21 protein-coding genes and 1 riboswitch are annotated in these 20,801 nt (G+C 40.9%); of the genes, 8 read left to right on the forward strand and 13 right to left on the reverse strand.

Annotation, left to right across the window (positions count from 1 at the left end):
- The first annotated feature begins 10 nt into the window (after positions 1–10).
- Positions 11–538: a copper resistance CopC family protein gene (locus B1sIIB91_RS02425; protein WP_095688045.1), complete on the forward strand. Its 528-nt coding sequence runs from the start codon at positions 11–13 to the stop codon at positions 536–538.
- 46 nt (positions 539–584) lie between these two features.
- Here the strand turns inward: B1sIIB91_RS02425 and glnA are convergent, their stop codons facing one another.
- A complete protein-coding gene (glnA, locus tag B1sIIB91_RS02430) occupies positions 585–2,015 on the reverse strand; it encodes a type I glutamate--ammonia ligase (protein ID WP_095688046.1) in 1,431 nt (476 codons plus the stop codon).
- A gap of 146 nt (positions 2,016–2,161) precedes the next feature.
- Here glnA and B1sIIB91_RS02435 point away from each other — a divergent pair, with 146 nt between their 5' ends.
- On the forward strand, positions 2,162–2,542 hold the full coding sequence (locus tag B1sIIB91_RS02435; protein WP_095688671.1) for an RDD family protein: 381 nt from the start codon (positions 2,162–2,164) through the stop codon (positions 2,540–2,542).
- A gap of 3 nt (positions 2,543–2,545) precedes the next feature.
- Here B1sIIB91_RS02435 and B1sIIB91_RS02440 read toward each other — a convergent pair whose 3' ends face one another.
- The 3 genes from B1sIIB91_RS02440 to lipB are packed head-to-tail and all read right to left on the reverse strand — an operon-like array spanning position 2,546 to position 4,836.
- On the reverse strand, positions 2,546–3,247 hold the full coding sequence (locus B1sIIB91_RS02440; protein WP_095688047.1) for a DUF4191 domain-containing protein: 702 nt from the start codon (positions 3,245–3,247) through the stop codon (positions 2,546–2,548).
- 9 nt (positions 3,248–3,256) lie between these two features.
- Complete coding sequence (gene lipA / locus B1sIIB91_RS02445) at positions 3,257–4,186, reverse strand: lipoyl synthase (protein WP_095688048.1); 930 nt, start codon at positions 4,184–4,186, stop codon at positions 3,257–3,259.
- On the reverse strand, positions 4,183–4,836 hold the full coding sequence (gene lipB, locus B1sIIB91_RS02450) for a lipoyl(octanoyl) transferase LipB (RefSeq protein WP_095688049.1): 654 nt from the start codon (positions 4,834–4,836) through the stop codon (positions 4,183–4,185). Before lipB ends, lipA begins: the two co-directional genes overlap by 4 nt.
- 131 nt (positions 4,837–4,967) lie before the next feature.
- Here lipB and B1sIIB91_RS02455 point away from each other — a divergent pair, with 131 nt between their 5' ends.
- Both B1sIIB91_RS02455 and B1sIIB91_RS02460 read left to right on the forward strand, forming a co-directional pair.
- Positions 4,968–7,148, forward strand: a complete 2,181-nt coding sequence (locus B1sIIB91_RS02455; protein ID WP_095688050.1) for an MMPL family transporter — start codon at positions 4,968–4,970, stop codon at positions 7,146–7,148.
- Between the two features lie 12 nt (positions 7,149–7,160).
- Entirely contained in the window at positions 7,161–8,171 is a 1,011-nt protein-coding gene (locus tag B1sIIB91_RS02460; protein WP_095688051.1) for a Gfo/Idh/MocA family protein, read from the forward strand.
- 11 nt (positions 8,172–8,182) lie between these two features.
- On the opposite strand, the gene B1sIIB91_RS02465 is transcribed toward B1sIIB91_RS02460, so the two are convergent.
- From B1sIIB91_RS02465 to B1sIIB91_RS02480, 4 genes are read right to left on the reverse strand one after another with little or no spacing between them, the layout of a single operon-like run.
- The gene (locus tag B1sIIB91_RS02465; protein WP_095688052.1) at positions 8,183–9,070 is read right to left on the reverse strand and encodes a TIGR01777 family oxidoreductase; all 888 of its coding nucleotides are present in this window, start codon (positions 9,068–9,070) and stop codon (positions 8,183–8,185) included.
- 1 nt (position 9,071) lies between these two features.
- Positions 9,072–10,448, reverse strand: a complete 1,377-nt coding sequence (sucB, locus tag B1sIIB91_RS02470) for a 2-oxoglutarate dehydrogenase, E2 component, dihydrolipoamide succinyltransferase (protein ID WP_095688053.1) — start codon at positions 10,446–10,448, stop codon at positions 9,072–9,074.
- A gap of 12 nt (positions 10,449–10,460) precedes the next feature.
- Positions 10,461–11,828, reverse strand: coding sequence for a dihydrolipoyl dehydrogenase (gene lpdA, locus B1sIIB91_RS02475; protein WP_095688054.1), 1,368 nt, complete (start codon positions 11,826–11,828; stop codon positions 10,461–10,463).
- Positions 11,829–11,882: 54 nt separating this feature from the next.
- Positions 11,883–13,367, reverse strand: a complete 1,485-nt coding sequence (locus B1sIIB91_RS02480; protein ID WP_095688055.1) for a leucyl aminopeptidase — start codon at positions 13,365–13,367, stop codon at positions 11,883–11,885.
- Between the two features lie 135 nt (positions 13,368–13,502).
- Here B1sIIB91_RS02480 and gcvT point away from each other — a divergent pair, with 135 nt between their 5' ends.
- Positions 13,503–14,591, forward strand: coding sequence for a glycine cleavage system aminomethyltransferase GcvT (gene gcvT / locus B1sIIB91_RS02485; protein WP_095688056.1), 1,089 nt, complete (start codon positions 13,503–13,505; stop codon positions 14,589–14,591).
- A gap of 5 nt (positions 14,592–14,596) precedes the next feature.
- Here gcvT and B1sIIB91_RS06115 read toward each other — a convergent pair whose 3' ends face one another.
- Positions 14,597–14,728, reverse strand: coding sequence for a hypothetical protein (locus B1sIIB91_RS06115; RefSeq protein ID WP_257789588.1), 132 nt, complete (start codon positions 14,726–14,728; stop codon positions 14,597–14,599).
- A 47-nt stretch (positions 14,729–14,775) separates the two neighbouring features.
- A complete protein-coding gene (locus B1sIIB91_RS02490; RefSeq protein ID WP_095688057.1) occupies positions 14,776–15,303 on the reverse strand; it encodes a hypothetical protein in 528 nt (175 codons plus the stop codon).
- A 74-nt stretch (positions 15,304–15,377) separates the two neighbouring features.
- A riboswitch (cobalamin riboswitch) is annotated at positions 15,378–15,520 on the reverse strand.
- 57 nt (positions 15,521–15,577) lie between these two features.
- On the opposite strand from B1sIIB91_RS02490, the gene B1sIIB91_RS02495 reads away from it, so the two are divergent.
- Positions 15,578–16,579: an aldo/keto reductase family protein gene (locus B1sIIB91_RS02495; RefSeq protein WP_095688058.1), complete on the forward strand. Its 1,002-nt coding sequence runs from the start codon at positions 15,578–15,580 to the stop codon at positions 16,577–16,579.
- Positions 16,580–16,584: 5 nt separating this feature from the next.
- Here B1sIIB91_RS02495 and B1sIIB91_RS02500 read toward each other — a convergent pair whose 3' ends face one another.
- Together B1sIIB91_RS02500 and nadA are read right to left on the reverse strand one after the other, a co-directional pair.
- Complete coding sequence (locus tag B1sIIB91_RS02500; protein ID WP_095688059.1) at positions 16,585–17,103, reverse strand: DUF3043 domain-containing protein; 519 nt, start codon at positions 17,101–17,103, stop codon at positions 16,585–16,587.
- Between the two features lie 4 nt (positions 17,104–17,107).
- Entirely contained in the window at positions 17,108–18,250 is a 1,143-nt protein-coding gene (gene nadA / locus B1sIIB91_RS02505; RefSeq protein ID WP_095688060.1) for a quinolinate synthase NadA, read from the reverse strand.
- A 95-nt stretch (positions 18,251–18,345) separates the two neighbouring features.
- Here nadA and B1sIIB91_RS02510 point away from each other — a divergent pair, with 95 nt between their 5' ends.
- Together B1sIIB91_RS02510 and B1sIIB91_RS02515 are read left to right on the forward strand one after the other, a co-directional pair.
- A complete protein-coding gene (locus tag B1sIIB91_RS02510; RefSeq protein WP_095688061.1) occupies positions 18,346–18,720 on the forward strand; it encodes a HesB/IscA family protein in 375 nt (124 codons plus the stop codon).
- 16 nt (positions 18,721–18,736) lie between these two features.
- The gene (locus B1sIIB91_RS02515) at positions 18,737–19,726 is read left to right on the forward strand and encodes a carbohydrate kinase family protein (RefSeq protein WP_095688062.1); all 990 of its coding nucleotides are present in this window, start codon (positions 18,737–18,739) and stop codon (positions 19,724–19,726) included.
- Here B1sIIB91_RS02515 and B1sIIB91_RS02520 read toward each other — a convergent pair.
- The gene (locus B1sIIB91_RS02520) at positions 19,723–20,778 is read right to left on the reverse strand and encodes an aminotransferase class V-fold PLP-dependent enzyme (RefSeq protein WP_095688063.1); all 1,056 of its coding nucleotides are present in this window, start codon (positions 20,776–20,778) and stop codon (positions 19,723–19,725) included. The genes B1sIIB91_RS02515 and B1sIIB91_RS02520 overlap by 4 nt on opposite strands.
- Between the last annotated feature and the right edge of the window lie 23 nt (positions 20,779–20,801).

Below are 20,801 nucleotides of genomic sequence, written 5' to 3' on the forward strand. Positions count from 1 at the left end.
CCCTGTGGTCATGAGAATTAACTCACATGAAAAAAGAATTATTTCAGCAGTTTTTACTGGCCTTATAACCTTGATTTTAACAATCCAACCGGCCTATGCCCATACAAAATTAGTTAGCGCATCTAAACCTGCTAATAGCGTGGAAGAAAACTGGCCAACCCAGATAATTCTTGAATTTGATGAAGAGTTACAAAATCTTGGGCCAGAAAAAGCCAACTTTCTTGTAGTAAATAATTCAGTTGGGGATCAGGTCAGTGAAACTGATGAGATCATTGATGGAAATAAGCTCTTAGTTAGCCTCTCACCAAATGAAATTAAAGGCCCGGTACTAGTTTACTATCGCGTGGTTTCAACAGATGGTCACCCAGTTGAGGGTGAATACAAATTTACCTACGGAGCAGATGAGGTTACAGCCGAAGGTGTTACAGAAAGTGAAGAGAAAAAGCTCCCAATTACTATCTATTTAGCTTCAGCAGTATTTATTGTCTCAGGCTTATTCTTTGGCATCTATTCATACCGGCGACGAAACCAAAGTTAATAAAAAAGCGCCCTAGAGTTTATCTAGGGCGCTTTTAATTTAGATCTTATAGATCGAAGTAAAGCTCAAACTCTGCAGGGTGTGGACGAAGTCGAACGTAATCAACTTCTTGCTTGCGCTTAAAGTCAATCCAGGTATCGATTAGATCCTTAGTGAATACACCACCACGAGTTAAGAAGTCATTATCTTTTTCAAGATTATCTAGAACTGCATCTAATGAGCCAGGAACCTGTGGGATTGCCGCAGCTTCTTCTCCTGTTAACTCATACAGATCCTTATCAACTGGCTTTGGTGGCTCGATCTTGTTTTGAATTCCATCAAGGCCTGCCATCAACATCGCAGCAAATGCTAGATATGGATTAGACGAAGGATCTGGGCAACGGAACTCAATTCGCTTTGCCTTTGGATTAGATCCTGTAATTGGAATTCGAATACAAGCAGATCGATTTCTAGCTGAATAAACCAAGTTAACTGGTGCTTCATATCCTGGCACTAGGCGCTTATATGAGTTAACGGTTGGGTTAGTAAAGGCTAGAAGAGATGGTGCATGTTTTAGCAGACCACCGATATACCAGCGAGCAGTATCAGATAAGTCACCATATCCATCGCCCCAGAACAATGGCTTGCCATCTTTCCAAAGTGATTGATGAACATGCATTCCTGAACCGTTGTCACCAAATAATGGCTTTGGCATAAAGGTTGCAGTCTTACCAGCTGCCCAAGCAGTGTTCTTAATGATGTATTTAAACTTCATTAGTTCATCACCGGCAGTTAAAATATCGCTGAAGCGATAATTAATTTCCATCTGTCCTGCAGTTCCCACTTCATGGTGAGAACGTTCAACTAATAAGCCGACCTTGCCAAGATTCATAACCATTTCATCGCGAAGATCTGCGAATTGATCAGTTGGTGAAACCGGGAAGTAGCCACCTTTAATACGTGTTCGGTAACCACGGTTTGGTGTGCCGTCTGCATCTGCCACAATTCCGGTATTCCAAGCACCTTCATAAGAATCAATATGATGGAAGGCTTGATTCATGCCAGTTTCAAATCTGACACTATCGAAAACATAAAATTCTGCCTCTGGTGCAAACAATGCAGTATCAGCAATCCCAGTACTGCGCATGAAATCAACTGCTTTTGCTACTACGCCACGTGGATCACGTGAGTAGGCAGAGTCATCACTTGGATTATGAACTGAGAAAAGAATAATTAGTGTTTTCTCTTTACGAAATAAATCTAGATATGCAGAGGATGGGACTGGTAGCAACTTCATATCTGATTCATGAATTGATTGGAAACCTCTAATTGAGGATCCATCAAACATTAAGCCATCTTTAAAAACACTTTCATCAAAGGATTCAACCGGCACATTAAAGTGATGTTGAATTCCAGGTAGATCGATAAATCTTACGTCAATCAACTTCACATCATTTTTCTTGATGTAATCGAAGATCTCAGATGAATTCTTAAACATCTATTCTCCTAGGATTAATATCGCTGAGTTGGGGGCCACATTGCACCTGTTCAGATAGGTAAAAGATAGTAGAGATTAATTAAAAACCCATAACCTCAGTGTTACATCTATGTTTCAGGCTCTAAAGAATGGATACGCTTACCCGCATGAGTTGGAATGGTGAGCCTAGATTATTGCCGCAGGCCTCCCTGGGCAGGCGCCTGATTGCGCTGGTAATTGATTGGACAATGTGCCGGCTAATCGCCGGTCTTCTTAGCCCAGCCCTGTTTTTTGAGAATAACTTCAGTACTTTATTTCTCTTTTTTATTGAAGTCACTTTATTTACAATCGCATTTCAAGCATCTGCTGGGCAACGAATCATGGGGATAAAGATTCTTACCTATCCTGACCAATTAAGAGTAGCCCCACAAAAAATTTTGCTTAGAACATTATTAATTTGCTTAGTGCTGCCAGCAGTTTTTACAAGCAACGGCAGAGCACTTCATGATCATTTTACTGGTAGTCAAAGCGTTAGAGAGCTCTACTAAAAGTTAGCGCTTTGGCATCCTAGAATTTGTTGGCATTGGCCCTTTTGGCATTGGTATGTTTAAACCACCAACTGAGCGAAGACGGGCTCTAACCTCTCGAAGTTGAGTGGTACTTAATTTCTTAGGCAACTTCTTAAGATGTTTTTGTAACTTACGAACTGAAACCTGCCCATTCTCATCACCAACCATAACTTCCGTTACAGGCACACCAGATAAAAATCTCTCCATCTTACGTCGCTCATCTTGCATTAATGAACGGGTAGCAAAACCACCTTCACCAACTAAAATTATTCCAGCCTTACTAGATACTCGGTGGACCATATCTTGGTTGCGATTAACATTTACGGCAGGAGTTGTAACAAAGCCGCGTCTAATGGACATCAATACGCTAGCACCAGCACCAAGTTGACCTTCAATGGATGAGAAGGCAGCGGTGTTAGCAAATCTTGTAAATAAGAAAAATCCTGCAAGGAATCCTAATGGAGTTGATAAAAAGCCAGCATAGATTGGGTGGTCTAAATTATTTCCAATTATCACGCCAAAAGTAACTACTAATACAAATACTAATAAGCACCAAACAATTGCAAAGGGGGAGTCCTTCTTTACTAATTTGTACGCATCCTTTAAAACTGCAAGTTGGCTTTGCTTTTCTGGCGCAGCAGATTTATTAGCTGACTCTTCCTTCTTTTTCTTTCTTCCAAACATTTCTCTCCCTTACTTAACTGCTCTGGCAGCCATTGCTTGGTTATATAGCCGGCCTGCTCGATAGCTAGAACGTACCAATGGACCACTCATAACACCAAGAAATCCTATCTCTTGGGCCTCTTTACTTAACTCCACAAACTCATTTGGCTTAACCCAACGGATAACTGGATGGTGTTTAGCAGATGGGCGAAGGTATTGAGTAATAGTGATTAAATCACAACCTGCATCGCGTAGATCCTTCAGGGCTTGTGAAACTTCATCTCTAGTTTCACCCATTCCTAAGATTAAATTTGATTTTGTAATCAAGCCATAATCTCTTGCTTGAGTAATCACATTAAGAGATCTTTCATATCGAAAGGCTGGTCTAATCTCTTTAAATATTCTTGGAACTGTCTCAAGATTATGAGCGAAAACTTCAGGCCTTGTTTCAAAGACTTGATTTAAAAGATGTGAATGCCCACTAAAGTCAGGAGCTAACATTTCTACGCCAACTCCTGGATTTAATGCATGAACTTGGGCAATAGTTTCTGCATATAGCCAAGCACCTTCATCATCTAGATCATCTCTAGCAACTCCAGTAATGGTTGCATACTTAAGATCCATCACCTTAACTGACTCAGCAACTCTTCTTGGTTCATCTCTATCTAGAGGATCTGGCTTACCTGTATCAATATTGCAGAAATCACAACGCCTTGTGCAGGCTTGGCCGCCAATTAAAAATGTTGCTTCTCTATCTTCCCAGCACTCAAAAATATTTGGACAAGCCGCTTCTTGGCAGACTGTATGTAATCCCTCTGTTGCAACTAAAGAGCGAAGTTTTGTGTACTCAGGACCCATTACCGCTTTGGTTTTAATCCACTCTGGTTTGCGCTCTATTGGCGTCTGAGCATTTCGAGCTTCAATTCTAAGAAGCTTTCGCCCATTTGGATCGATACTCATTGCGAGATTCTATCTAGCATGGGTTGAATGTGCTTTTTAATTACGGGAAGAGCTTCATTAATAGTTATTTCCCTGCCAAGCTCTGCGCTCAGTGAGGTCACCTTTGCACCAGAGATGCCGCATGGAATTATTTTTTCATATGCAGATAAATCTGGATTTACATTTAAAGCAAAGCCATGCATGGTGACACCTTTTGCAACTCGTAGCCCAATGGCTGCAATTTTTCGATCACTTTTATCATCTCTTACCCAAACACCACTTCGCTCACAGTAACGATCAGCCTTAACACCAAACTCAGCACATACTGAAATTAGTGCAGTTTCTAACTCTCTTACAAAACCAACTACATCAGTTGAATTCTTTAGTTTAACAATTGGATAACCAACTAACTGTCCAGGACCATGCCAAGTTATCTTTCCACCCCGATCGACATCAATTACTGGAGTGTCATCTAGTGGGCGATCTAGAATTTCAGTGCGCCGCCCCGCGGTATATACAGAGGGGTGTTCAAGTAATAACAACGTATTCTCACTTTGTAAATTAACAACATCTTGATGAATTTGTTTTTGCAACTTCCACGCGCTTAAATAATCTACAACTCCAAGCTCTGTTACTTTAAGTTGATTCTCAGTTAATATGGCTGAACTCACAGAGATAGCCTAATTGGTAGGGTAGATTTTCGCTAAAGATTAGATTTATTCGCGCCATTGGTGTGAGCAAAATTGCATCGCTGGTAGATTATGCGACTTAAGCCAGATTAAATCGAAGGGTTTTATTGAGCATGGTAAAGAAAAATAAGTCATCAGGCACAGTTAAAGGACGAAAGCCACTTTGGATAGCAATTATTGTAATTATTGCATGGCTTGGTATCACATCCGTTGCCGGGCCTACTTTTGGCAAGCTCTCTACTGTTCAGGAAAATGATAACGCCGCATTTTTACCTGATAGCGCAGAATCAACTCTGGCTAGCAAAATTACTGTTAAATTTTCTGATAGCTCAAACGATCAAATTCCAACACTTCTACTTTTCCTAGGAGATATTAATCCTATAAAAAATCCAGCTAATTTAGTAAGAATTCAAAGCTACCTTGATGGAATAGGAAATAAAGTATTACCAGAATCTGGTAAGCCACTTAGCACATATTTTGTTGCTGGTTTTCCTATCCAAGCTATTCCTTCAGAGGATGGCAAGGCGGCGCTAGTAAATATTGCCTTAAACTCGGCAATTACTGAAGAAAGAGTTGAGGAAAAACCAACACTTTCACTAATAGTGGATTTTATGCGCGAGGATTTAAAAGAAAATTTCGAGGCAAAGGATCTAACAACGCATGTCACCGGATTTGGTGGCATATTTGCTGACCTATTTGGAGCATTTGGATCAATTGATTCAACTTTATTAACAACAACTTTATTAGTAGTCTCTCTTATTTTAATTGTGGTTTATAGATCACCATTACTTTGGATCCTGCCATTATTTTCTGCAATAACTGCGCTATCACTCGCTGGAACAATTGTTTACTATGCAGCAAAAGCTGATTTGCTAGATTTAAATGGGCAGTCGCAGGGAATTTTATCGGTGCTAGTGCTTGGTGCCGCGACAGATTACGCATTATTACTAATTGCCAGGTATCGAGAAGAGTTACATCACCATGAATCTAGATATGAAGCAATGAAAGTTTCACTAAGGGGAGTAGTTGAACCGATTTTAGCTTCAGGTTCAACTGTAATTGCCGGCCTCTTAGTCCTATTACTCAGTGATCTATCGGGTAACCGTGGGCTTGGCCCAGTTGGCGCAATCGGTGTTGCAGTGTCAATGGTTACTGTATTAACTTTTCTACCAGCACTGCTATTAGTTTTTGGTCGATGGATATTTTGGCCAAAAATTCCAAGATTTGATGATGTAGATGAGCAGTTAAGCGGTACTTGGGCAAAGATTGGTAATGCGGTTGAGCGAAATCCAAAACGAATCTGGATATCAACAGCGTTACTTCTAGTTATATTTGCGGGTTTTTCCTTCACTCTAAAGGCGGATGGGTTAGCAAATACTGAAGCGTTTACAAAAAGGACTGATTCAGTAATTGGACTAGAACGCCTTGGTGAACATTTTCCCAGTGGTGAAGGTTCACCGGTTGAGATTGTGGTGAATGAGAGTGATGTGGCACGAGTTAGCGATGCATTATTAACTGTTAAAAACGTTGCATTTGTTGAACCAGTTGTTGCCGGACAAAAAATTCCAGGCGCCCCTACACCACCAATTAAGGTGGTAGATGGACAGGTATTACTAAATGCTACTTTAAAGGTAGCCCCTGACTCTGTCGAAGCCAGGAATACTATTCCGTTGATTAGAGAAGCAGTACACGCGGTCGATAAAGGAATTCTTGTTGGTGGTGGAACGGCAGTTCAGTATGACACCGATGTGGCATCCCGTAATGATAATAGAGTAATTATTCCGATTGTATTAATAATTATTGGAATTATTTTAGGCTTACTATTACGAAGTATCTTAGCTGCAGGATTACTACTACTAACTGTAGTACTTTCATTTATGGCCACTCTTGGTGTCTGTCAATTAGTCTTTGATAACATATTTAATTTCAAAGGCGCTGATGCTTCATTCCCATTGTTTACTTTTATCTTCTTAGTTGCACTAGGTATCGATTACAACATCTTCTTAATGACAAGAGTTAGAGAAGAGTCGTTAAAGTTGGGAACGCGTAAGGGAGTAATTAAAGGATTAACCGTAACTGGCGGCGTGATTACTTCAGCTGGAATTGTGTTAGCTGCAACATTCGCAGTACTTGGTGTTCTACCACTTGTTTTCTTAGCACAACTTGGCTTTGCAGTCGCCTTTGGAGTATTACTTGACACCATCATTGTTAGATCATTACTTGTTCCTGCGCTGGTTCATCAGATAGGACCAAAGATTTGGTGGCCTTCAAAGTTACAACATGAACGTAAGTAGTACTATTTCTAAATGGTTCTTCGTGTTGGTATTGCAGGTTATGGCCTTGCTGGGCGCGTCTTTCATGCTCCACTCCTAAAAGGAGTTGGATTTGATGTAGTTGGAGTACTTACTACAAATTCTGAAAGAAAAGCTTCTGCAGTAAGTGATTTTCCAGCTATTAAAGTTGTCGAAAGCATTGAGCAACTTCTTGAATTAGATTTAGATCTATTAATTGTTGCCTCGCCAAATAGCGTGCATGCCAGTCAAGCAATTGCTGGATTAAAGGCAGGTGTGCCTGTAGTTGTAGATAAACCAATGGGACGCTCACTTAAAGAAACTGAAGAGATAATTCAAGCATCAAAGCAATTCAATACCCCTGTCACAACATTTTTTAATCGTAAGTGGGATAGCGATGCGTTAACTATTAAAAAAGTAATTAGTGACGGCGTGATCGGAAAGATTTTTAGATTGGAATCGAGATTCGAGCGTTTTAGAGAGGCAATCAACCCTGGCTCTTGGCGAGAAAATCAAGACGCAAGTGAGGGTGGCGGTATTTTGTTAGATTTGCAGCCACACTTGCTATCAACTGCATTAGATTGGTTTGGTCCGGCAGAGTTAGTTTCATCCTCAATAAATTCAATTCGTGGCGGAGTAGATGATGATTCAGTTTTGGTTTTAAAGCATGCATCTGGTGTTGATTCCTACTTGTCTGGAAGTGCAATCATTGGTTCACCTGGCCCAAGAATTAGATTAATCGGTGATAAAGGCGCACTAATCATTAATGATTTAGATCCACAAGAAGCAATTCTGCGAAATGGAGTTTACCCAAAAGGGGGAGTCTGGGAACAAAGCACAAAAAGCAAAGCTTTTATTCATCGCGGTGATGAAGTCACTGAGTATCAAAGTGTTGATGGAAATTATGCGCAATTTTATGTTCAAGTTAAAGAAGCTTTATCTGGTGGAAGTTGGCCAGTTACTACAGATGAAGCATTAAGTGTTGCAAAAATTATTGAATTAGCAAGACTAAATTCAATTAGATAAAAATTTTAAAATTAATCTACTAAAGCGGTAAGTGCTGCAGATACATGCGGATAAGCAAATTCAAATTTATTATCCATTAATACCTGCGGGATTACTTTTTTAGAACCTAAGACCTCGGTGGAAAAACCACCCAATACCGCCCGCAGGGCAAATGCTGGAGCAGGAAATATTGCAGGGCGCTTCATAGCGCGAGCTAATGCGGCTGTGAACTCTTGATTAGTTACGGGATTTGGTGAAGTTAAGTTGACCGCACCTTCAATATTTGAGTTCATTAAAAACAGCATCGCTCTAATTTGATCATGAAGTGTAATCCAAGACCACCACTGCTTACCTGAACCCAGCTTTCCACCAAGTCCAAATTTAAATAATGGAATCATTCGCCCTAAGGCTCCACCGGTTGGATCAAGTACTAATCCAGTACGCAACTTAATTGTTCTAACACTTGGAGCAAGATCAGCTACCGCCTCCCACTCACGGCAAACGATTGATAAGAAATCATCACCACCACGATCTGTTTCGGTAACTGATCGATTTCCAGTCTCACCGTAGTAACCGATCGCACTAGCGGATATAAATACTTCAGGTTGTAATTTCTCACATGCTGCTGCAATTGTGGTTGTGCCAAGTAAACGAGAATTTAAAATTTTAGAACGGTAAGCAGCTGACCATCTTTTATCACCAACTCCAGCGCCAGCTAAATGAAATACCGCATCAACACCCTCTAAAGAAGCAAGATCAATTTCACCTTTAATTGGATCCCAACTGACTTCATCTGCAGTTCTAGGTGATCGCCTTACTAGTTTTTTTACCTGATAGCCATCAAGTCTTAGTTGACCAACTAGTGCGCTTCCAATTAAGCCAGAGGCCCCAGTTACTGCGATTGAAGTGATCTTTGGCAAATTACAAACCTAAATCAGATTCGAAGCGACCCTCTTCTAATCTTTCTTTTAGTGTTACTAAAAAGCGGGCAGCATCTGCGCCGTCAACGACTCGATGATCATAAGAAAGAGCTAGATAAACCATTGAACGAATTGCAATAGTTTCGCCCCCATCAGTATCTTTCACAACTGTTGGTCTTTTAACTACAGCGCCTAAACCTAGAATTGCTACCTGTGGTTGATTAATAATTGGTGTATCAAATAGCGCCCCACGTGAGCCGGTATTAGTAATGGTAAAGGTGCCACCACCTAGTTCATCTGGTGTTATTTTATTTTCTCTAGTGCGAGAGGCCACCTCTGAGATTCGTCGCGCAATGCCACCCATGTTTAAATCACCAGCATCTTTAACAACTGGCACTAATAATCCACGCTCAGTATCTACTGCAACACCTAAATGCTCGGCGCCATGATAAGTAATTTGATCACCTTCAACTGATGAGTTTAAAACTGGATGTTGCTTTAATGCCTCACATACTGCAACAGCAAAAAATGGCAAAAATGTTAACTTAACTCCTTCTCTAGCTTCAAAAGATGCCTTTGCAGCGATACGCAAACGATCGATCTTTGTTACATCAACTTCAACAACTGTGGTTAATTGAGCAGAAATCTTTAATGACTCAACCATTCGATCAGCAATTACCTTGCGCAATCTTGACATTGAAACAGTTGTGCCTCGAAGTGGTGAGGAAGCAATTGGCGCCGAGCGCGAAGCTGAAGCAGATGGTGAGTAATTAGATTGAGTTGAAGATAGAGAAGTTGCAGTAGGTGTAGCAGCAGCTCTAGGAGCGGCAGCTAAAATATCTTCCTTACGAATTCGCCCACCAACACCAGTTCCAGTAATTGTGGAAAGATTAACGCCAGCTTCAGCCGCAAGTTTTCTAACAATTGGTGTCACATAAGCATCATCTGATCTAGTTGTGTTTACCTGTGCACTAATAACTGGGGCAGGTGCAACAATAGGAGTTGCCACAACTGGTGCTACGGCTACCGGTTTTTGTACAACCGGAGCTACTTGAACTGGTGCTACTGCTACCGGTTTTGGTTCAACAACAGGAGCGGCTGCAACAACTGGCGCAGGTGCGGCAGCTTTTGCAGGGGATGAAGATTCATTAATTACAGCAAGTTCTGCGCCAACTGCCACAGTTGAATCAACTTGGACAATAATTTTTTGTAGTACTCCTGCAACTGGAGATGGAATCTCAGTATCAACTTTGTCGGTAGAAACTTCTAATAAAGGTTCATCAACTGCGATTTGATCGCCCTCTTTTTTAAGCCAACGTGTAACAGTTCCTTCAGTTACTGATTCACCAAGTGCTGGCATAGTTATTGAAAATGTCATATTTATTTTCTCCTAACCATGAGCATGTAATGGCTTACCGGCCAGGGCTAAGTGTGCCTCACCCATTGCCTCAGACAAGGTTGGATGGGCATGAATGTGTTGGGCAACATCGCTTGCATCTGCTTCCCAGTTATAAATTAACTGTGCTTCAGCTAAAAGCTCACCGACTCGAGAGCCGACCATATGTATTCCCAAGATTGGTCCATTCTTCTTCGCAACTAATTTCACTGATCCAGCGGTCTTTAAGATATTAGCCTTTCCATTTCCAGCCAAATCATAATTTAATTCAACTACATCATGGCCAGCTGCCTTAGCAGCTGCGGTGGTAAGGCCAACGGAAGCCACCTCAGGCTCAGAGTAGGTAACACGAGGAACTCCATCATAATTAATCGCCCTTGGATTTAAACCAGCGATCTCTTCAGCCACCAGAATTCCTTCAGCAAAACCAACATGGGCTAATTGCAAAGTCGGTATTAAATCTCCAACTGCCCAGATACCCGCCACATTTGTTCGGCATTTATCATCTACTAAAACATAACCGCGATCCATCTTTATACCAGCCTCTTCATAACCTAAGCCAGAAGATACTGGGCCGCGACCAACTGCTACTAATAAGATCTGCGCACTAAATTTTTTACCATCCTCTAAAGTAATTGTTACATCTTTCTTACCGCGTTCAGCGGATTTAAACTTAACACCAAGTTCGAAATTAATACCACGCTTTCTAAATGCCCGCTCTAATTGTTTACTTGATGATTCATCTTCAAGAGCTACTAAATGGGAGAGTCCTTCAACAATTGTTACTTCAGCACCAAATGATTTCCAGACTGAGGCAAACTCACAACCAATTACGCCACCACCTAAAACAATTACAGATTTTGGAACATAATCTAGATGCATTGCTTGCTCACTAGTCATGATCTGCTTACCATCAATTTCAAGACCAGGTAATGTTTTTGGAAATGAACCTGTAGCTAAAATAATGTTCTTGCCGGTGTATTTTTCACCATTGGCTTCAATTGTATTTTTAGATATTAGCTTTCCAGATCCCTGCACGTAGGTAATGTTTCTTGATTTAACTAAGCCTTCTAATCCTTTATGTAACTTTGAAACCACGCCATCCTTATATGAATTAACTGCGCCCATATCCATTGAATGAAAATCTGCCTTAACACCAAACTCACCAGCATGGCGAGTGTTATCAGCAATCTCACCAGCATGAAGTAAGGCTTTAGTTGGAATGCAACCTTTATGCAGGCATGTGCCGCCAAGTTTTTCTTTTTCAATTAGTACGACTTTTTGACCTAGTTGGGATGCTCGAAGTGCTGCCGCGTAGCCACCACTGCCACCACCGAGAATTACAAGATCAAAATCGGCCATGAGGTAATCCTTCCACAAAATTACTACCTACTAATACCTGAGAATTAATAAGCACTATGCCTGTGATGAAGCCAACTCAGCTAGGCAAAGCAGTGAGCGTAGGGCAATTCCTGTGCCACCAACTGGTGTGTAACCATGAGCGATTTTCTCGTTAAATGCTGGTCCAGCAATATCAAGGTGAAGCCATGGAGTTTGTGGATCAATAAATTCCTTTAAAAATAATCCTGCCACCAACATGCCACCCATTCGATCACCAATGTTTGCTAAATCTGCAATTGGTGAATCAAGTGATGCTCGAAGTTCAACTGGCAATGGCATTGGCCAAAATGATTCGCCAGCAATATTTGCTGCAGTTAAAAATTGGCCACTAAAATTTTCATCATTTGTCATAACTGCAGATGTTCTACTACCGAGTGCAACAACTTGAGCGCCAGTTAACGTGGCAACATCAATAATTCCATCTAGGCCACCAGACTTCTTACCGACCTCGGCAGCTTTTACTAGGGCATCGGCTAAAACTAATCTTCCTTCTGCATCAGGATTTAATACCTCAACAGTTTTACCACCATAAATAGTAATTACATCACTCGGCCTAGTAGCGGTATCGCTAACCATATTCTCAGCAAGGGGCGCCCAAGCATCAATAGCAACTGGAAGCTTTAACTGCGCAATTGCAAAGATAGCTGCAACAACAGCTGCTGCCCCAGACATATCTGCCTTCATTGCCTCCATGCCATTAGCTGGTTTAAGTGCAAGACCGCCAGTGTCAAAGGTAATTCCTTTACCAACAAAAGCAAATCTTTTTTTAGCTTTGGTAGGTGAATATGTCAGGTGAAGAAGTCTTGGGGGATTAGCCGAACCTTGCCCTACGCCAATAATTCCACCGTAGCCACCTTTGCGAAGTGCTGCATCATTAAGTATCTCAACTTTTACTCCATACTTTGACGCTAATTTTTTAGTTCGAAGACAAAATGAATCAGGAGTTAGAGATGATGGTGGAGTATTAATAAGGTCTCTTACAAGAAAAGTTTGTTCTGCAATAATCTCAGCACGTTTAATTGCAGATTTTGCTTGGGCGGTATTAGCAAAGCGGGTTACAACTGTTATTGATGAAAGTGGGTTCTTTTGAGCACCCTTGCTACTGCCGCGAAACTCTGTAAATGCATAGGAACCTAGTGCGGCTCCTTCAGCAATTGCAGCTATTTCTGCAACAGATTTGTGGGGCAAGGCAAAGCTTGCCGAGTCATTACCAAGTAAATGTCGAGCAGCGGCTCCAGCAGCTCTGCGTAAAAGCTCTGGACTAAAGTTTGATTCAATTTTTCCAAGGCCAGTAAAAACGATTAACTTATTTGATTTACTGGGTAATTTAATTACTTCATCAACCTCACCGCTAGCACCCATGCTAGTTAGTGTGGTCAGTAAGGCGGCGGTGTCTATTTGTGCACCTGTTGATTCAATTTGCAATTTTTTTCCGACTAAACCAAGCCCAACCACCAAGATTTCACTATCTGCTCGTTCAGTTAGTTTAATCTTTAACATCTAAACTCCCATTTTTTGGTTAATCACATCACAGTATTGGCTAGGGGCTAAGCCTAAGGGATACTTTTAAAAGATGATAATCATAGAAAATGCCACCTGCATTAAAATTTAATCACTGGCGTGTAGGTTAAGCCAATGAATAATTCACCTCTAAATTCTAGGCATTTGCAGTTAAATGCAAAGATGGCAGATTTTGGTGGCTGGCTTATGCCAATTGAGTATCCAGATACTGGAGTAATTGCGGAGTACTCTGCAGTTCGCCAGCAAGTAGGAGTATTTGATGTTTCCCATCTTGGCAAAATTTCTGTTAAGGGAGATGGTGCACTTAATTTTTTAAATCAAATGTTAACCAATGATTTAAATAGAATTACAGCCGGACAAGCCCAATACTCTTTACTATGTAATGAAGATGGTGGAGTAGTTGATGATCTTATTGTTTATCGAAACTCAGATACTGATCTATTTTTAGTACCAAATGCATCTAATACCAGTTCGGTCTTTAAAATATTAAATGATCAAGCACCTAGTTCAGTTGAAGTTAAGAATCTGCATAATGAGTATGGAGTGATCGCGCTCCAAGGACCTAAGTCATCACAAGTTCTAGAGATACTTGGAATTAAAAGCTCAATTAATTACATGGAGTTTATAAATACCACAATAGATAATTGCTCAGTTATTTTGTGTAGAACTGGCTACACCGGTGAGTTCGGCTTTGAAATCATTCCAACATGGGCGCAGACTGAAAAAGTTTGGGACAGGTTGATCACAGTTATTAAGCAACTTAATGGCACGCCATGTGGCTTAGGAGCGCGAGATATTCTGCGAACCGAAATGGGATATCCATTACATGGACATGAACTCTCACTTGAGATATCACCAGTGCAAGCATCGGCAAGTTGGGCAATTGGTTGGCAAAAAGAATCCTTCAGGGGCAAGCAAACATTGCTTGAGCAGAAGCAAGTTGGAACTAAATTAAAGTTAAGAGCGATTTTGGCAACTGATCGCGGAATTCCACGAAAAGACATGAAGGTTAAGGATATAACTGGCAAAGTTATTGGGCAGGTAACTAGTGGAACATTTTCCCCTGGCCTTAAAAAAGGTATTGGACTGGCATTAATTAATCCTGCAATTGTTAAAGGAGATCAGGTTCTCATTGATATTAGGGGAGCTGATTCATTATTTAATGTTGTAGAGCTACCTTTTGTGCCATCAAAGGTTCGTTAATAGATTTAGTAGTGCCCGCCCCAGTAACGCCAGCCATATTCTGCAAGGCTAGTACCAGCAAAAAGTATTGCTACATGCAGAACTAACGCAAATACTTTTGAAATCGCTAGTTTAATTCTTGAAGTTGTTTTAGTCATGACGATTATCGGTTCTTGCTCAAACATAGTTTTTTGCATTTTTACTCCTAATCAGGGAACTTTACATCGCCGTTGGTAACAAAAACAAACGCCAAGCCATCACCTGGTTTCATGGCTAACTCAGCAACACCAACTTGTGCCCAAGCCCATTTTCCATTTAAATCAAAAGGGTTTGGAATTACTTGCCATCTTTTTTCAAGTACTGCCCAGTATGCAAAAGAAGCTGGCATCTCTTTACACTCTTCAATGTAATCTTCATGCCCCTTTACACCGATTGGTTCAGTCGGCTTAGGTAAATTATTTAATCGACAAATTACGTTATTTCCGTATTTATTAGTTCCTTCTAATTTAAAGTTTGCATTTTGCATCAATTCTAAAGCTGTAATTTCACCAGTTACTGTCAAGCATTTTTTAAAGTCAGCATTAGAAGAATCTAAAGAGCCATAATCAATAAGCACATTTACACAATTTGCTCGAGTTTGAGTAGACCAAAGGGTGACACCACTGATAACTAGAACTACGACAAATATGGCAGAAAAAAATTTTCTTGCCTCAGTAGATGTATCGCTAAACATAGAGCCCCTCTAGATAAGAGGTTTACGAAAGCATTGAAACTCACCAAGTGAGAATCCGTGCCCCGCAATCCTCGACGGTTGGATAAAAATGTGTGGGTAATCCGACTTGAAAAAATCTTCTCACGGTTGCGGGACAGCGCCGGATTTACACCGACTTCCCCCACCTAAATCTCTTCTTCAATATCAAGTTGTGGATACATTCTGATACCAATTATGGCTTAAGGCAACTAACCACGCTATTGCAGGGTTTGACTGTGGCAGTTATTGTTCAGATATGGAACATAGGCGGCTTGGCAGTTCGGGAATGTATGTCTCAGAAATAACCTACGGTAACTGGCTTACACATGGCTCTCAGGTTGAGGCCGATGCTGCAATTAAATGTGTAAGAACTGCATTGGATTTAGGAATAACAACTCTAGATACTGCCGATATGTATGCCGGAACTCGCGCAGAGACTGTTTTAGGTAAAGCCCTTAAAGGTGTTCGCCGTGAGTCCTATGAACTACTAACTAAAACCTATTGGCCAACCGGCACTGGAAAAAATGATCGTGGTCTTTCCCGCAAACATATTATGGAATCCTGTAACGCCTCCCTAAAACGACTTAAAACTGATTATGTGGATCTTTATCAAGCTCATCGATTTGATGTTGAAACACCACTTGAGGAAACACTCGGAGCATTTGATGATCTAATCAGAAGTGGCAAAGTTTTATATATTGGTTTTTCCGAATGGAATGCTCAGCAGATCGCAGCAGCGCTAAAGATTCAAGATGAAAAAGGTTACTACCGCTTTATATCTAGCCAACCTCAATATTCAATGCTTTGGCGAGTAATTGAGGGTGAAGTTGTGCCACTGTGTAAAAATGAAGGCATAAGCCAAATCGTTTGGTCACCAATTGCGCAGGGAGTCTTAACTGGTAAATATCTTCCTGGCCAGAAAGCGCCAGCAGGTTCTCGTGCTACTGATAAAAAAGGTGGCGCAAATATGATTTCTCCCTTTATGACAGAACCAATTTTAAATGCTGTGCAAAAACTACAACCAATTGCTAAGAAAGTAGATTTAACTCTTGCCCAACTAGCAATTGCTTGGGTTCTACAAAATCCAAATCTTTCAAGTGCAATTATTGGTGCTACTAAGCCTGCACAAATTAAGGAAAACATTAAAGCTGCAGGGGTAAAATTGGATAAATCAATTATAGATGAGATCGACCTCGTAATCGGTGGCGTAGTTGAAAGAGATCCTGCTAAAAATGTAAGCCCAAATCCTAGGGCCTAGTAAATCTACTTTTTAGTTACAGGTCCTACCTGAGGAGCAGGGGCTCTTAATCTTCGAAGTTGAGTAGAGCGCATCCAGCCATATAAGCCAAGCCCTTTTGTTGGTTCACCAGGAAATTTTTCAGTAACAAGTTTTTTAATTTTACGAGACATTAAAAAGCCATTTACTCCGATAAAGATCATTGATGAGTACATAATTGCAACTGCTAGAAGCTGAACAGCTGGAATTGGGATAAGAGTTAAGAATAAAATAACTACAATTATTACTAGAAAATATTCAGCAAATGATCTTCGTTCATCAATATAATTTCTAACAAATCTACGTACTGGTCCCTTATCTCTGGCAGGCATAGCGCTCTCTTCACCACGCATATATGCGGCTCTAGATTCCATTCTTCTAATTCGAGTTTGTGCTTTTAACGCTTTTTTTGATTCTTTACTGGCGCCCGGAGATAGCGGTGAAAGATTTAACTTAGCCTGAGCCTCTTTACGCTTAGGAGTTGGCTTGCCTTTTTTATCAACCATGAGATTAAGGTAGAGCCAACATTCGCTCTAATGCAACTTTTGCATATTTAGCAACCTCTGCTTCAACCTTTATTTGATTGACTAAGCGGCCACTTACAAGTGACTCCATAACCCAAACAAGATGGGGTAGATCAATTCGGTTCATTGTTGAGCAGTAACACACAGTTTTATCTAAGAACACTACCTGCTTATCCAAATTCTCATTAGCTAATCGAGATACAAGGTTTAACTCAGTACCGATTGCCCATTTTGAGCCAGGAGCTGATTCTCTAACTGTTTTAATAATCATCTCGGTGCTTCCCACGACATCAGCATTTGAGACCACCTCATGTTGGCACTCTGGGTGCACCAACACCTTAATTCCGGGCACTTGTTGCCTAACATCATTAATGTTTTGAATAGAGAATCGCCCATGTACTGAGCAATGACCTCTCCATAAAATTACCTTAGATTTTTTAATTTGATCATCAGTTAAGCCACCATTTGGTTTCCACGGATTCCATAAAACGCAATCATTAAGTGTCAGGCCAAGGGATAAAACTGCTGTGTTTCTTCCTAAGTGTTGATCTGGCAGAAATAAAATCTTCTCACCATTTTCAAATGCCCATTTCATAGCTCTAGCTGCATTAGATGAGGTGCAAACTGCGCCATTATTTTTACCAGTAAAAGCTTTAATGGCAGCGGAAGAGTTCATATATGTAATAGGAATAGTTTTTGCTGCTACCCCTAACTTACCTAACACCTGCCAGCAATCATTAACCTGTGAAGCCGTTGCCATATCAGCCATTGAGCAACCAGCAGATAAATCAGGCAGGATTACCTTTTGATTTGGTGTGGTTAAAATATCGGCGCTTTCTGCCATAAAGTGAACGCCGCAAAAGAAAATAAATTCTGCTTCTGAATTATCAGCTGCTGCTTGTGCTAACTTAAATGAGTCACCACGAATATCAGCAAATGCAATTACTTCATCCCTTTGATAGTGATGTCCTAAAACCATCGCTTTACTGCCAAGGGCAGCCCTTGCAGCTTTTGCCCGCTCTACTAACTGCGGATCACTAGCGGCAGGTAATTCACCATCACAGGAGACGCCCCGCTCACTATTTAGATCCCGCTCACCTTTTTGCAGCAGTAGATCAGTTATTCCCATGAGGGGAGTGTAAACGCTCACAGGTTTTGGTGCTCAAAACACTGGCCGGAACTAGTAACCTATGAGCCTAGGCAAAGTAATGGAGAAGAGTGAATATGAGCACAGAGTCAACAACTAAAACCGATGCTGCAATTTCATCATCTTCAATTGCACTTTCTGATGTTGCAGCCGAAAAGGTTTCTGCTCTATTAAAGCAAGAAGGACGTGATGATTTAAGTCTTCGCGTTGCTGTTCAACCTGGTGGTTGTTCAGGTCTTCGTTACCAACTTTATTTTGATGACCGTAATTTAGAAGGTGACACCGTAACTGAATTTGGTGCAGCAAAGGTTCGAGTTGTTACCGACAAGATGAGTACGCCATATCTAATGGGCGCCACAATTGATTTTACTGACACCATCGAAAAGCAAGGTTTTACAATTGATAATCCAAATGCCGGAGGCTCTTGTGCTTGTGGCGATTCATTTAACTAAAAGCTAAATCAATAAAATGAGAGTGGCAGTTGCCGGCTCAGTCGGTGGCGACCACATCATGAGTTTTGGTGGCAAGTTCACCGATTCACTAGTTGCTGGATCTTTAGCAAAAGTTTCTCTTTCCTTTTTAGTAGATACTCTTGTAATTAGGCGTGGTGGGTGCGGTGCCAATATTTCATTTGGAATGGGCGCCCTTGGACTTAACCCAATATTAATTGCAGCAGTTGGTCGTGACTGGGTTGACTATGAAGCCTGGTTAAAGCGGCACGGTGTAGATACCTCACATGTATTAGTTTCAGAGACACTTCATACTGCAACTTTTATGGTTACCACTGATACTGAGTTAAATCAGATCGCATCATTTTTTCCAGGAGCAATGAGTGAGGCAAGAAATATTGAACTTTCTCCGATAATTGCTAAAACTGGCAATTTTGATTTACTAGTTATCTCGCCCGATGACCCAGAAGCAATGATGCGTTACTCCCAAATGGCCAGAGAGTTAAAGATCGCTGTAGCAGCTGATCCATCACAACAAATGGCTCGGATGGATGGCAAAGAAATTGCCCAACTAATTGATGGGGCTAAGTACTTATTTTTAAATGAGTATGAGTTAGCACTTGCTATTCAAAAAACTGGCTGGACTGATCGACAATTATTTGATCGCGTGCAGGTCCGTGTTGTCACATTAGGTTCAAAGGGTGCTCAAATAGAGGAGCATGGCAAAGAAACCATTTATGTGGGAGTACCAAAAGAAAAAGAAAAACTAGATCCGACTGGAGTTGGCGATAACTTTAGATCAGGATTTATTGCTGGTCTTTCCTGGGGCCTTGGACATGAGCGGTGCGCTCAACTTGGCTCGATGCTTGCCACATACTGTATTGAAACTACTGGAACTCAGGAGTACAGCTTTACAAAAGATGAGTTTTTAACAAGATTTGAAACTGCTTATGGCAAAGCTGCAACTGATGAGGTTATGCCTCACCTGAATGTGAAATTAGCGGGTTAATTAGAACGTAGTTTTGAAACGCTAGTTTTAAGTGCTTGGCAGAAATGCTTAACAATCTCAGATGTAATCTCTTTATGAATCGTTAATCTAATATTTCCAGTAATTGGTTTACCCATTGCAGCTAATACATGAGATGGTTTCATATCAGCTGATTTACAGGCTGAGCCTGATTCAACTGCAAAGCCTAGATCCTCTAAATCAAGTAATAAGCGATCTGCCTCAACACCTTTAATTGAAAGAGAAAGAAACTTTCCAAGGCCATTAGCGCTAGATGCGATATCAACATCGGTGATCTGCTCTTTAATAAAACCGATTATTTCATTTTTTAATTTAGATCGAATATCAGTTTGTGATAGGTAATTCTCAAGTGCTACCGCACTAGCTAGTAATAGGGGTAGTGAGTATGTATTAGGAGTTCGATTTAAATCATTATGGGGTAGGGGATTGCGCCAAGTAGCTGATGATTTAATAACTAATATGCCAACTCCGGCTGGTCCCGCCCATGAGCGGCTATCAAATAAAGCAGTTTGATAATTGAAATTAGGCAGTAAATCAACTCCACTACTTGTGCAGTCAGCAAAAATATTTGCGCCACTTTTTGGTGCACTTTGGATATTTCCAGTTTCCCCGTTTGCAACCTGCCAGATTAAAAGATCACTTAATCCGATTTCACTTTCTTTAATTACGCCATCACCATTTACTGGTAGTTCAGTAACAGTTCGGCCATTATTTTTTTCATTTGCTGTTATTGCGAAAACTTTTTGACGATCAATACTTGAATAAAACAATTTACTCTCAGCGTTTAATAGACCTGCGATACCTAGCTGAAAGCCAAGGTCAGGTTCACCTAAAAATTCAATCTCATCGCTTCTAACATTTAATGCCTTAGCAAAACTTTGGCGCACCTGCTCTAATAGAATGTTCACCTGACGCGAGCTATTATTTAATTTAGCTGGGTCCGCCCACCCGGTAGTAAAAAACTGCGGAAGTAGCGAAATGGCGGCAGGGTGCAGCACTCTTTCCTGTTGGAAATCGCCTGTGATGCGAACCACCTGATACCCCTATCCAAGAATGT

The organism is Candidatus Nanopelagicus abundans (genome assembly GCF_002288305.1).
In the GTDB taxonomy this organism is placed as follows: Bacteria; Actinomycetota; Actinomycetes; order Nanopelagicales; family Nanopelagicaceae; genus Nanopelagicus; species Nanopelagicus abundans.